The sequence below is a fragment of the Pseudomonas sp. B5(2017) genome (genome assembly GCF_002112825.1).
In the GTDB taxonomy this organism is placed as follows: domain Bacteria; phylum Pseudomonadota; class Gammaproteobacteria; order Pseudomonadales; family Pseudomonadaceae; genus Aquipseudomonas; species Aquipseudomonas putida_Z.
In genome coordinates this window covers 184,081-197,737 of record NZ_NEIR01000011.1, presented here as the reverse complement: position 1 = coordinate 197,737, position 13,657 = coordinate 184,081, and the positions used below count along the sequence as shown (strand labels likewise).

Genomic DNA, 13,657 nt, shown 5'->3' with positions numbered 1-13,657 from the left:
GCTCATAGTCTTCTCTACAATGCTGTGAACCATGACCCAAGGATGCCTGCATGGTAGCGAACTGAAGCCCATCTCCTACACTCGTTGACTTTCGCAGACATCGCAGAGGACATCCACAACGGTATCTGGTTTTGACTCACCGCTGATTCTCACTACAACCTCCCACAAAAAAAAGAGATTGCAGTTTTGCTCGGAGTTCGAGTTGAGTCTGGACACTACCGAGCCCCAGGTTCGGGTCACACCTCACGAGCCTACTGTCATGCTCCGGCCAGCTAAAATCTGGATCGTCATCGACCGCAATCCATTGGGTAATCCCAGCACGAGTCACCGCGCCACAAATCTGCTCATAGCGTGTAAAAAGGTCATACTCTTCCCTAGCTGTATTCCGCATGCGGGAATGCCAGGTCGCCGATACAGTAAGATCTTGCAAATTTGCTGGTAGTGCTGCACGGGCTCTTTGATAGCCGAGCATACGAACCCAAGACGAGGACAAAGAAATTTTTAGCTGAGGAAAATCTCGCACAATGTCATGTAATATCTCTGCATGCATCATCAACTTTCCTGGCGCCCTCAATTCAATTCCGTGTTTGGTTCGAAAGGCAGCATCTGGATGAAGGACACCGTCAAAATCCAAGAACAAGATCTTATCTTCCGGTCTAATCACACGTGGTCGTACAGAGCTGATCATGTAACACCCTTTTTTATGGCTTTACTCACATACGCCTCCTCGTGATCACCCCCTTCAAAAGACTCGCAAACTCAAGCGAGCTTGCGTTGCATAGCTTCTGTTTAACGCTAGAGAATATCCATAAGACCCAAGTAAATTACAGAAAGCCTACATAAGAACCTTAAAGCCTTCCTCTTCGAGCGTATCAATTTTTCCACCTAACGGAGATGTATACACGACACCATCTGCAATCTTGTGCATCGAAACTTTACCGCCATCCTCCCCGCGCCCGACGATCAAACTTAATACCTTATTCATAGCCCAACCTCCACTTCCGTTCATCCAAGCAGGACTCATCAGCAGAACCTCGGTCACCTTAAAATCTTCGCACTGTTTTTCAAGAACGTCTTCAAGTACATTCACATCGTTTAAGAAATACTGGCGCGATGCCACTCTTCCGTTCTCCAATTCGTCTACGACAACCTGATAGAATTGATAGCAGCTTTGCCACTCCACAATTCTCATACACGTGTGGCCCTCTCCTAGCAGCGCAGATGCGTTCAAACTCCAAGATTCATGACTAACAAACATTCTTCGATCCTTTCACCCTTAACTTCCACATTAGGCTCGCAGTACCCCGTGCTCAAAAGCTACAGTCCACCCTGGCAAGCACGCCCTAATCGCCACAATCTCACAACAATCCACCGAAGCAGCTTTGACTGAACTTTTGTCAATTCATGGCATATGTTGTGAGATGCCAAAAAATGAGCAAAAGACCACCTCCTCTGTACACTGAGGTGTCGGTCGAACATCGAAATCGTTCCTTAACTAGGATTATATGCCGTGTTATGGAACAGCGCAATGTGGCTTTATCCTCTATTTTGAAGAGGATCCTCCATGCTTCCAAGGGAAGCCTTTGCTACCGTCGTACGAGCGCTGAGACAGGAAGCGAAGCGGTCGCAAGATGAGCTTGCAGCTGTTGATCAATCTCACCTTAGCCGTGTTGAAAGAGGCAAGGTGGACGTAAGTCTTCAGATGATCTTCAAAATCGCCAACATGCTGGAAGTCGAGCCAGCAGTTCTGGTACTTCTCACAGCGTCTCTGCAGGGTGGGGAGTCAGTTGAGACGGCCCTGAAGCGTGCGGAGGACAAGCTCAAGGAGCTCCGAAACATCGGCGTGATTGATCTGCTCTCGACCAGCACTGCATCACGACCTCCAGGCCGTCCTGGTCACCCTGACACGCGTGCTAGAACAGAACTTACACTTCAGCTCAAGAATCAGGGCATGTCTCTCGCAGAAATCGCAAAAGAGCTCAAGGTATCGAAAACGACTGTACATCGTTACCTTTCTGGAAAGTCGAAGTGAGACAGATCTCGGCTCATTGTTGAGCCATGCATCTGTCTTGGCTCCCACTTAACGGCATAGCGGGCGCCCCTAGGACTAAAGACAGGCCAGCATCGGATATGCCCCGATGCTAGTGGATCTAGCCGAAACGCTTGGCAGAGCTAAAGCCCAGCCTGCGTTGCATCCCATATCATCCTGAGCAGCTTGATAGGACGCTCTTGGCAAACCTGCCTCAGGCCGGAGCAAAATTAATATTTGGCTTGCCATGTTAGCTTCCTTCACGATTATCTCAGGTTAACCCCCCCTCAATACCGCACCTACCATGTGAGCTTTCGCATCAAAAGCTTTGAAAGCTTTTGAGCGTTGATGGCAAAGCAGGAGCAGGAGCGGTCAAAGCCTTGAGGGCTTTGACACTAAGTGCTGTGTATCCACAAAACATATTTATCGTCGACGACCATCCCGTCATCCGCCTGGCCGTTCGTATGTTGCTGGAAAACCAGAATTACAAGGTTGTCGGCGAGTCGGACAACGGCGTTGACGCCATGCAGATGATTCGCGAAACCGCGCCCGACCTGGTCATCCTCGACATCAGCATCCCCAAGCTGGATGGGCTGGAGGTGCTTGCCCGGTTCCAGGCCATGGCCCTGCCCATGAAGGTGCTGGTACTGACCGCGCAGTCTCCCGCATTGTTTGCCGTACGCTGCATGCACTCGGGTGCTGCAGGCTACGTGTGCAAGCAGGAAGACCTGAGCGAACTGCTCAGTGCAATCAAGGCCGTGCTGGCCGGTTACAACTACTTCCCCAGCCAGGCAATCAAGCATGACCAGGCGACAGATGCCGACTTGCAACTTTTCCGCCAGGTAAATGACCGCGAACTGATGGTACTGCAACTATTCGCCCAAGGCCGCAGCAACAAGGAAATTGCCAAGGGCATGTTCCTCAGCAGCAAGACCGTAAGTACCTACAAGAAGCGCCTCATGCACAAACTTCAGGTCAATACGCTGGTCGACCTGATTGAAATGGCCAAACGCAACGCGCTGGTCTGAGGGTAGTCATGGCGCACCTTATCGTTCGCCTGTTGCTCACCCTGCTCCTGTTCAGCGGCGTGGCACAGGCTACCCATCACGAAGCTTCGTCCTATACCTTGCTGGCACGCTCATCGGCCAGACCGGCACTGCCTGCCCTCACCAGCGAGCAACGGCAATGGCTCGAAGGCCGTCAGGAACTGGTGCTGGGTACCTCGGCACCGGACTACCCGCCGTTCGACATCACCAGTGGGGGCCGCGACTACCAGGGCCTTACCGCCGAGTACGCGAGCCTGATCGGCAACGCCCTGCAGTTGCCCGTGCGGGTGCTGCGCTTTACCAGCCGGCAAGCGGCGGTGGAGGCGCTCCGGCAGGGCGACATCGACCTGCTTGGCAGCTCCAATGGCTACGAAGCGGCCAGCGATGGCCTGGCCCTGTCGCACCCCTATGCCATCGACCAACCGGTGCTGGTAACGCGCGAGGACGAAAGCCGGGCGCTGGACATGGGCCTGGCCGGCATGCGCCTGGGCATGCTCTACCACTACCTGCCCCGGCAGGAGGTGAAAAGCGCTTACCCCAAGGCCGAGCTACTGGCCTTCGGCTCGTCCAGCCAGGCCCTGAGTGCCGTGGCGTTCGGCCAGGCCGACGTGTTCATCGGCGATACCATTTCCACCCACTACCAGCTCAATCGCGGCCACCTGCCGCGCCTGCGCATGGCCAGTTTCGGCAAGCACGAAGCCATCGGCTTCGGTTTTGCCCTGCGCCGCGAGGACAGGGTGCTGATGGAGATGGTGAACGCCACCCTGGACAGACAGACCTCGGCCATACGCGCCAGTATCTTCAAGCGCTGGAGCGCCGGTAGCGACCTGCTGCTGACCGACCGCAAGCTGCAACTGACCGACACCGAAGAACAATGGCTGAAGGACCACCCGGTGATGCGTGTGGCAATCGATGACACCGCTGCACCGGTCTCCTACTTCGATGGTTCGGGGCATTTTCGCGGCATCACCGCCGACCTGCTCGAGCTCCTTCGCCTGCGCACCGGCTTGCGTTTCGAAGTGCAGCGCGCCAGCGGCCTTGCCGACATGATTGCCCGCCTCAAGGATGGCCGCGCCGATGTCATCGCCGCACTGGCCACCGGCGGGGTGAACGAAGACGACCTGCAAATCAGCCAGCCCTACCTGGAAAGCGCCTATGTGCTGGTCAGCCGCAAGGACAAACAACCCTTCACCTCGCTGGAACAGCTGCAGGGTCATCGCATCGCCATTACCCGCTACAGTGCCATGGACGCCATGCTGTCGCGGCACTATCCGCAAATCGGCTGGGTCGAGACCGAAAGTTCGTTCTATTCCATGGCGTTGCTCAACAGCGGTGCCGTCGATGCGGTGATCACCACCCTGATCGACGCCAACCACGCGCTGGCCGGCAACCCCGAACTGGTCATCAGGGCCACCGTCGGCAGCGAACCCGCCAACTTCGCCATGGCCACCAGTGCCCCGTCACAGGCGCTGGTGTCGATCCTCGACAAGGCGCTGCTGAGCATCTCGCCGGAAGAACTGGGGGTCATCAACAACCGCTGGCGCGGCTTCAGCCTGCACGAGGATGGCAACGACCAGGGCTACCGCCGGCTGGCGATACAGGTGGTACTGGGCACCGCCGTGCTGTTGCTGCTGGCCTTGCTGTGGAATGCCCGCCTGCGCCTGCAGATTCGCCAGCGGCAACGCGCCGAACGGGCGCTGAACGACCAATTGGCGTTCATGCGCGCCCTGCTCAACGGCACGCCCCACCCCATGTACGTGCGTGACCGCGAGGGCCGCCTGCAAAGCTGCAACTACAGCTATCTGGAAGCCGTGCAAGCCCGCTCCGAAGAGGTCATCGGCAAGAACCTGGAGGGGAGCCTGTTCGCCGATTTCGAGCAGACCCGGCAGATCCACGCCGACTACCTGAAGGTGATGGCCGAAGGCTCGCCACTGATCATGGACCGGCCACTACGGATCCAGGGCCGGGAGATGACCATCTACCACTGGATCCTGCCGTACCGCGACTCACTGGGTGAGGTGCAAGGCATCATCGGCGGCTGGATCGACATCAGCGAGCGCCGCCATCTGGTCATGGAGCTGCGCCAGGCCAAGCAACAGGCCGACGATGCGAACCGCGCCAAAAGCACGTTCCTGGCCACCATCAGCCACGAAATCCGCACCCCGATGAATGCGGTCATCGGCATGCTCGAACTGGCAGTCAAGCGTGCCGACCAAGGCCGGGTAGACCGTTGCGCGCTGGAGCTGGCCCACCACTCGGCCAAGGACCTGCTGGGCCTGATCGGCGATATCCTCGACATCGTGCGCATCGAGTCGGGGCACTTGTCCCTCGCCCCGGAGGCCGTCGACCTGGCGGCCCTGGTCGAATCGGTGGGGCGCATTTTCGAAGGCCAGGCGCGGCAGAAAGGCCTGGCCCTGGAGGTGATGATCGCACCGGCCGCACGCTGCCATGCCCTGCTCGACCCCTTGCGTTTCAAGCAGGTCCTGTCCAACCTGGTGAGCAACGCCATCAAGTTCACCGAGCATGGCCAGGTGCGCATCTGCGTCGGCCTGGTGGACGACGGCAGCACTACCCCCGCCGTGCTGGAGCTGGAAGTGCGCGACAGTGGCATCGGTATCCACGCCGACGACCTGCAACGCCTGTTCAACCCGTTCATCCAGGCCAACCCGCATAGCCAGAGCGCCCGCGCGGGTACCGGGCTGGGCCTGGCCATCTGTCGCAACCTGTGCGAAATGATGGGCGGCAGCCTGACCATCAAGAGCCTGGAGGATGTCGGCACCCAGGTACGCCTGAAAATGCCGCTGCAGCGGGTTGACGCTGCGGCGCAGCCGGCCCCGCTGATAGAGAACCTCGATGTGCCCGACCCACGGCTGAACGTGCTGGTGATCGACGACCACCCGGCCAACCTGCAACTGATGGCACAGCAGCTTGGCTACCTGGGGCTGGAGCACACCAGCGCCCGCGACGGTCGCGAAGGCCTGGCCACCTGGCGGGCGGGCGACTTCGATGTGCTGGTGCTCGACTGCAACATGCCGCACATGAACGGCTACCAGCTGGCCACCGCCGTGCGTACCGAGGAACGCCATGGCAAGCGGCCGCGCTGCACCATTCTCGGCTACACCGCCAACGCACAGCCGGAGGTACGCCGAAAGTGCCTGAGCGCCGGCATGGACGACTGCCTGCTCAAGCCCATCAGCCTGGGCACGCTCAGCCAGCGCCTGGCCGGCATCCGCCCGCGCCGCCAGCACAAACCGCGGCGCAAGCTGTACCACCTGGACGGCCTGGCCACAGTGGTCGGGCATGACCCGAACGACCGCCAGCGCTTCCTGCAGGCGTTGCAGCAGAGCCTGCAGGCCGACCTGGCCACCTTGATGGCATTGCATCCGCAGCACGACAGCGATGCCATTGCCGAACAGGCGCACAAGGTGCTCAGCGCCGCGCGGATGCTGGAAGCCCCCGCGCTGATGAAAGCCTGCGAAGCCCTGGAGGCAAGCGACTTGCTTCCCGACCAGTTAAGCCTGCGGCGCCAGGCACTGGCGCGGCATATGTGCCGGGTAGAACGTGCCCTGGCCAAGGAACTGGCCACAGGCACCTGCACACAGGCAGGCAGCCAGGCGTGTTAACTGGTAGACTGCGCGGCGTTATTACCTAAGAGGATTGTTTCATGGCCACAAACCGCTCCCGTCGTCTGCGCAAGAAGCTGTGTGTCGACGAGTTTCAGGAATTGGGCTTCGAGCTGAACCTGGAATTCAAGGAAGATCTGGATGACCAGGCAATCGATGCTTTCCTCGACGCGTTCCTGGCAGAAGCCATGGACGCCAACGGCCTGGACTATGTAGGCGGTGACGATTTCGGCCTGGTGTGCTCGGTCAAACGTGGCTCGGTCAGCGAACAACAGCGTGCAGCCGTTGAAGCCTGGCTCAAAGGCCGTAGCGAACTGACCAAGATCGAAGTCAGCCCGCTGCTGGACGCCTGGTACCCGGAAAAGCCGATCAACAAGGCCGAGTAATACCGGCCCGGCTCGATCGCTGAAAAGGCCACCCCAAGGGGTGGCCTTTTTTATTGGGGGTGCTTTTCCGTCGAACGTGGCGCATCGTCGCTGCGCTTGGGGCATAATGCGTATTCTTTCACCCTGGGGCCATCATCCCTTACAGCCCCAATGCCCTTTTCCCTCGCCGTAGGGTATTTATCGATCATGATCAAAACGCTTCGTCCCCTCGTTCTTGCCGGCCTGCTGTTGCCACTCGCCTTGCCCAGCCAGGCCGCCGCCGTCAACACCACGCTGCCTGCCAAAGTGCAGCAGGCCCTCAAAGCCAACAAGCTGCAGGATTCTGCCCTGTCGCTGGTGATGCTGCCGCTGGACGGCCCCGGCACACCGACCGTGTTCAATGCCGATGTCTCGGTCAACCCGGCCTCGACCATGAAACTGGTCACCACCTACGCCGCCCTCGAACTGCTCGGCCCGACCTTCCAGTGGAAAACCGAGTTCTACACCGATGGCACCCTGAGCAACGGTGTACTCAACGGCAACCTGTACCTCAAAGGTGGCGGCGACCCGAAACTGAACATGGAGAAGCTGTGGCTGCTGATGCGTGACCTGCGCGCCAATGGCGTGCGCACCATCACCGGCGACCTGGTGCTGGACCGCAGCCACTTCGTGCAGCCCAACCTGCCGCAGTTCAACGACGACGGCGGTGATGAAAACAAGCCGTTCCTGGTCAAGCCCGACTCGCTGCTGGTCAACCTCAAGGCCCTGCGCTTCGTGGCCCGCAACGATGGCGGCAAGGTCACCATCGCGGTCGAACCGCCGATTGCCAGCATCCGCATCGACAACCAGGTCAAGGCGGTGGCCTCCAAACAGTGCTCGGGTGATGTGCGCTACAACCCGGTTCAGCAGGCCGATGGCATCAGCGTAACGGTCAGCGGCCAGCTGGGTGACGGCTGCAACTCGCAGACCTACCTGTCGCTGCTCGACCACCAAACCTACGCCGCCGGTGCCGTGCGCGCGATCTGGAACGAGCTGGGTGGCAGCATCCAGGGTGGCGACCGCTTCGAGAACGTGCCCAAGGGCGCTCGCCTGCTGGCCCGCGCCTTCTCACCAGACCTGGTGGAAGTGATCCGCGACATCAACAAGTACAGCAACAACACCATGGCCCAGCAGCTATTCCTTAGCCTTGGCGCGCAGTTCCGCACCGATGCCGACGGTGACGACGCCCGCGCCGCCCAGCGCGTGGTGCGCCAGTGGTTGGCGAAGAAAGGCATTACCGCGCCGCACCTGGTGATGGAAAACGGCTCCGGCCTGTCGCGTGCCGAACGGGTCAGCACCCGGGAGATGGCCGCGATGCTGCAGGCCGCCTGGAAGAGCCCCTATGCCGCCGAGTTCATGAGCTCGATGCCGCTGGTGGGTATGGACGGCACCATGCGCAAGCGCCTGAAGCGCACCGCCATGACCGGCGAAGGGCACATCAAGACCGGCACGCTGAACACCGTGCGGGCAATTGCCGGCTTCAGCCGCGACAGCAACGGCCATACCTGGGCGGTGGCGGCGATCCTCAACGATCCGAAACCGTGGGGCGCCTCGCAGGTGCTCGACCAGGTGCTGCTGGACCTTTACCGCCAGCCGAAACTGGCCGGCAGCACAGCGGCCAACTGATCGTTAACCGGTACCGGCCTCTTCGCGGCTAAAGCCGCTCCTATGTACAGTGCAGGGTTCAAGACCTGTGATGTCCCTGTGGGAGCGGCTTTAGCCGCGAAAGGGCCGGCATTGGCAACTGAACGCTGTCAGGCCAACTCCCCCTCCACCCGGTCCCGCCCGGCCTGCTTGGCCGCATACACGCCTGCATCAGCCCGCAACAGCAAGGCATCGGCCCCTTCCCCCGGTCGCCAGCCCGCCACACCAAAACTCGCGGTCACCCTGCCCACGCCTTCCACCGGCACATTGCGCACTCCTTGCCACAGCTCCAGCGCCAACAGCCGCGCCTGCTCTGCATCGCTGCCCGGGCACAGCACCATGAATTCCTCGCCGCCCAGCCGGCAGAACACATCGGTACGCCGCAAACGCTGGCCGATACGCAGGCACAGGCTGCGCAGCACGCGGTCGCCGACGGCATGCCCGAAATGGTCGTTGATGCGCTTGAAGTGATCGATATCGAGCATGATCACCGCCAGTGCCTGGCCATCGCGCTGGGCCCGTTCCAGTTCGAGCTTGAGCCGCTCCTGGAAGTAACGGCGGTTATGGATGCCGGTCAGCGAGTCGGTCACCGACAGCGCACGCAACTCTTCCTCCACGCCCTTGAGGTCGGAGATGTCGGTCAGGTAGCCATGCCACAAGGTGCAGCCCTGCTCGCCCACCTCCGGTGTCGCCTCGCCACGCACCCAGCGCAGCCCGGCACGCGGCAGGCAGACCCGGTATTCCTCGCGCCAGGGCGACAGGTGTTCGGCCGAGTAACGCACCGAGCGGCGCACGCGCTCCAGGTCATCCGGGTGGATGCGCTCGAACACCGCCGTGGCATCCTCGCGCAACTGCTGCAGGTCGACTTCGTAGATGTCGTACAGGCCCATGCTGGCGTACGGAAAACAGGAATGGCCGTTGCCATCCAGGCGGTACTGGTAGATGCCGCCCGGTACCTCGGCACTGAGCTTTTCCAGAAGGCGGTCACGCGCCGCCAGCGCCTCATGCACCCGCCGCCGTTCAGTGACATCGATGCAGATCGCCAGGTAACCGATCCACAACCCCTGTTCATCGAGCATGGCGGTGACCAGCATGTTGGCCACCAGTTGGCTGCCATCGGCGCGCAGCAAGGTCCATTCCCCCGGCTCGGCGCCATGCTCCTGCACCGTTTCGGCGAACATGGCCTGGCCACCTTCAATCGGCCGGCCGTAACGCAGGCTCAAGGCATGGGCACGCAGGCTCAACTCCTCGGGTAGCACCAGGTCTTCCAGGCGCAGCTGGCCGATCGCCTCACTGGCGGGGTAACCGAGCATGCGCTCGGCGCCGGCGTTGAAGGTGCTGACCACACCCTTGAGGTTGGTGGCGATGATCGCCACCTGGGTTGCGGCATCCAGCACGCTGCGCAGCTGGTTGTGGGTGCCACGCAGGGATTGCTCGCTGACCCGCAACTCGGCGGTGCGCTGCTCGACCAGGGCCAAGGCGCGCTGGCGCTGGCTGAACAAGCTGTAGAGCAAGACACTGAGCAGCAGGCTCAACAAGCCGCCCAGCAGGCTCACCGCCAGCACCGCGGAGGAACGGTTGGCACGCACGAAGGCCAGACTCGGCCGGATACTCAGCTGGAAGTGGTGGTCAGCCAGGTGCAACAGCTGGTTGGTGGCCAGCGGCAGGGGTGCGACCGGGTTCTGCGAATCGAACATCACCTCGGGGCCATGCAGCCCGGTGGGGTCGACGATACGCACCACCAGGTTATCGTCTGCCGAAACCGGGCGCCCGTCACTGACCAGCTCACGCATGCTCAGCAAGGCCATCACATAGCCCACTGCCGCGCCGCGGGGGTTGGCATCGGAAAACACCGGCGCCACCATCAGCAGGCCACGCGCATCCGAGCTGGTATCGAACATGGGCAGTGGCTCGGACACCGCCATGCTGCCCGGTCCCAGCGCCCGCGCCAGTGCCGCCAGGGGCACTTCCTGGCCGGCGAGGTCCAGCCCATAGGGCAACCCGGGCAATTCACCCGACTGGGTATAGAGCACCGGGAAGTAATGGTCGCGCTGGGGGGATGGCCGCCACTGGCCTTGCTCATCCTGGTCGCGGATCACATAGCCCGGGCCGGAATGCGCACTGGCCTGGCGCTCGAACTCGGCGCGTTGCGCGGCCTCGACACGCGGCGCCCAGGCGTAGGCCAGGGTCCGCTGCAGCAATGGCCTGGCGTAGCCGTCGAACTCGTGTGGGGTGATTTCGTTGGAAAAGCTGAAAAACCGCCGCAGCCCGTCAAGGCGCTGCTGCTGTTCGTCAAACCGCTCGGCGATACGGCTGAAACGCTCGCTGGCCAGCAGCTCGAAGCGCTGGCGCAGCTGCTGCTTGTAGAAGGTTTGCGTGGCTAACGCCAGGACGGCCGTCAACAGGCCGCCCACGACCAGGGCGACCAGGGCCACCGCCCAGGCGGACACCGCCTCTGTGCACAGGCCAAGCAACCGCGCACGCACGCCACCCTTTGACATACACCCATCTCGTCACGTCAGCGTCCTGCGGATTATCTTGCCCTGCCCTCAGTTATAGCTATTGGCCATTAGCCGCGCAATGTACCTCGTCGCCTCAACGAAGCTGCAGACGCCAGGCGCGATGGATACGGTTATTGCGGGCGAAGTCCGGGTCCAGGGTCTGGGCCGTGATTTCCTCCACCGCGTAACGCGCCATCAGGTGCTCGTCCAGCTGGAACTTGCGGAAGTTGTTGGAGAAATACAGCACGCCACCCGGCGCCAGGCGGGCCATGGCCAGGTCCAGCAGCTGCACGTGGTCACGCTGCACGTCGAACACGCCTTCCATGCGCTTGGAGTTGGAGAAGGTTGGCGGGTCGATGAAGATCAGGTCGTAGCTGTCGCGGTTGCCCTCCAGCCAGGCCATCACATCGCCCTGCTCCAGGCGGTTGCGCTCGGAGAAGCCATTGAGCGCCAGGTTGCGCCGCGCCCAGTCCAGGTAGGTTTTCGACAGGTCGACGCTGGTGGTGCTGCGCGCGCCGCCCTTGGCCGCATGCGCGGTGGCCGTGGCGGTGTAGCAGAACAGGTTGAGGAAGCGCTTGCCGGCTGCTTCGCGCTGGATGCGCATGCGCATCGGGCGATGGTCGAGGAACAGGCCGGTGTCGAGGTAGTCGGTGAGGTTGACCAGCAGCTTGACGCCGCCTTCGTTCACTTCCTGGAAGCGGCCTTCGGTTGCCTGGCGCTCGTACTGGCGCGTGCCGCTCTGCCGCTCGCGACGCTTGAGCACCACACGCTGCGGTGAAATACCCAGGGCCTGCGGGATGGCTGCCAACGCGTCGAGCAGGCGTGCCTGGGCCTTGTCCGGGTCGACCGAACGTGGCGCGGCGTATTCCTGCACGTGCACCCAATCCTGGTACAGGTCGACCGCCAAGGCGTACTCGGGCATGTCGGCATCGTACAGGCGGTAGCAATCGACCTGCTCGCGGCGGGCCCACTTGCCCAGTTGCTTGAGGTTTTTCTGCAGGCGGTTGGCGAACATCTGCGCCCCTTCCGACAGGCGCGCCGGCTCGCTGGCCGGTGCTGCCTGCTGGCGGCTTTCCGCGCCTTCAGGCTGCGCCTCGCGGCGCTCGCCGGTAACGAACTGGTCGGGCTGCACCTTGAACAGCAGCAGCTTGCACGGCAAGGCGCCGTTCCAGAACGCGTACTGCTTGTGGCTGCGAATGCCCATGCGCTTGCCCAACTGCGGCGCGCCAGTGAATACCGCCGCCTCCCAGCCCATGCAGGCCTGGCGCAGGCGCTCGCCGAGGTTCTGGTAGAGGTACAGCAGGCTGGCTTCGTCACCCAGGCGCTCGCCATAGGGCGGGTTGCTGATGACCAGGCCTTTCTGGTTCTGGTCCGGGCGCGGCTCGAAGGTGCTGACTTCGCCCTGGTAGATCTTCACCCAGTCGCCCAGGCCGGCACGCTCGACGTTGTTGCGGCCTGGCTGGATCAGCCGCGGGTCGGCCTCGTAGCCACGGATCCACAGTGGTGGCTTGGCCAGGCCGACCTGTGCCCGCGCCTGCGCCTCGTCATGCACCTTGCGCCACAACGCCGGTACATGGCCGAGCCAGGCACTGAAGCCCCAGCGTTCACGCTTGAGGTTGGGCGCGATATCGGCGGCGATCATCGCCGCTTCGACCAGGAAGGTACCCACACCGCACATCGGGTCGGCCAGCGCGCCACCTTCGGCGGCAATGCGCGGCCAGCCGGCGCGGATCAACACCGCCGCCGCCAGGTTTTCCTTCAGCGGCGCGGCACCTTGCTGCAGGCGGTAGCCACGCTGGTGCAGGCTGTGCCCGGAAAGGTCGAGGGAGAGAATGGCTTCGCCACGGTCCAGGCGCAGGTGCACGCGCACATCAGGGTCGATCTTTTCCACCGACGGGCGCAGGCCTTCGCGGTTGCGCAGCTTGTCGACGATCGCGTCCTTGACCTTCAGCGCACCGAAGTGAGTGTTGTCGATGCCCGAGCCATGGCCGCTGAACTCCACCGCCAGGGTGCCATCGGCTGCCAGGTGATCGGCCCAGTCGACCGCATGCACACCGTCGTAGAGGTCGTCGGCGTTCTTCATGGAGAAGCGCTTGAGTACCAGGAGCACCCGGTTGGCCAGACGTGACCACAGGCACAGGCGGTAGGCGGTTTCCATGTCGGCGGCGCCGCGAATGGCCGAGGTGTGCTCGCGCACGTCATCCAGGCCGAGGCCCCGCGCCTCTTCGGCAAGCAGGCCTTCCAGGCCTTTGGGGCAGGTGAGGTAAAGTTCGAAACGGTCCGACATGAGTAATCCAGCGCCTTGGGCTATTTGACTGACGGGGCGACGCATCGCCCCGCGATGTTTGCCCGCACACCTTTCCAGCAGGCGTGCGGGTGGCCTTTCCCGGCACGCGCGCGCGCGGTGAAA

9 protein-coding genes are annotated in these 13,657 nt (G+C 61.9%); 5 read left to right on the top strand and 4 right to left on the bottom strand.

Annotated features, from left to right (window positions below; genetic code table 11):
- Positions 1-136: 136 nt before the first annotated feature.
- Together CAG00_RS28235 and CAG00_RS18160 are read right to left on the bottom strand one after the other, a co-directional pair.
- Entirely contained in the window at positions 137-688 is a 552-nt protein-coding gene (locus CAG00_RS28235; RefSeq protein ID WP_139832796.1) for an HAD domain-containing protein, read from the bottom strand.
- A 147-nt stretch (positions 689-835) separates the two neighbouring features.
- Positions 836-1,258 (bottom strand): hypothetical protein, encoded by a 423-nt coding sequence (locus CAG00_RS18160; protein ID WP_085664975.1) that lies wholly within the window; start codon positions 1,256-1,258, stop codon positions 836-838.
- Positions 1,259-1,564: 306 nt separating this feature from the next.
- Here CAG00_RS18160 and CAG00_RS18155 point away from each other — a divergent pair, with 306 nt between their 5' ends.
- The 5 genes from CAG00_RS18155 (at position 1,565) to dacB (ending at position 8,728) form a co-directional block, all read left to right on the top strand.
- Complete coding sequence (locus CAG00_RS18155) at positions 1,565-2,032, top strand: helix-turn-helix domain-containing protein (RefSeq protein ID WP_085665001.1); 468 nt, start codon at positions 1,565-1,567, stop codon at positions 2,030-2,032.
- 401 nt (positions 2,033-2,433) lie between these two features.
- Positions 2,434-3,057, top strand: coding sequence for a response regulator transcription factor (locus CAG00_RS18150; protein WP_085664974.1), 624 nt, complete (start codon positions 2,434-2,436; stop codon positions 3,055-3,057).
- An 8-nt stretch (positions 3,058-3,065) separates the two neighbouring features.
- Positions 3,066-6,698 (top strand): ATP-binding protein, encoded by a 3,633-nt coding sequence (locus tag CAG00_RS18145; protein WP_085664973.1) that lies wholly within the window; start codon positions 3,066-3,068, stop codon positions 6,696-6,698.
- A 41-nt stretch (positions 6,699-6,739) separates the two neighbouring features.
- The gene (locus CAG00_RS18140) at positions 6,740-7,084 is read left to right on the top strand and encodes a YggL family protein (protein WP_085664972.1); all 345 of its coding nucleotides are present in this window, start codon (positions 6,740-6,742) and stop codon (positions 7,082-7,084) included.
- A gap of 186 nt (positions 7,085-7,270) precedes the next feature.
- On the top strand, positions 7,271-8,728 hold the full coding sequence (gene dacB / locus CAG00_RS18135) for a D-alanyl-D-alanine carboxypeptidase/D-alanyl-D-alanine-endopeptidase (RefSeq protein WP_025338294.1): 1,458 nt from the start codon (positions 7,271-7,273) through the stop codon (positions 8,726-8,728).
- A gap of 128 nt (positions 8,729-8,856) precedes the next feature.
- Here dacB and CAG00_RS18130 read toward each other — a convergent pair whose 3' ends face one another.
- Positions 8,857-11,247, bottom strand: coding sequence for a diguanylate cyclase (locus CAG00_RS18130; RefSeq protein WP_085664971.1), 2,391 nt, complete (start codon positions 11,245-11,247; stop codon positions 8,857-8,859).
- 94 nt (positions 11,248-11,341) lie between these two features.
- Positions 11,342-13,534: a bifunctional 23S rRNA (guanine(2069)-N(7))-methyltransferase RlmK/23S rRNA (guanine(2445)-N(2))-methyltransferase RlmL gene (rlmKL, locus tag CAG00_RS18125; RefSeq protein WP_085664970.1), complete on the bottom strand. Its 2,193-nt coding sequence runs from the start codon at positions 13,532-13,534 to the stop codon at positions 11,342-11,344.
- Positions 13,535-13,657: the final 123 nt, after the last annotated feature.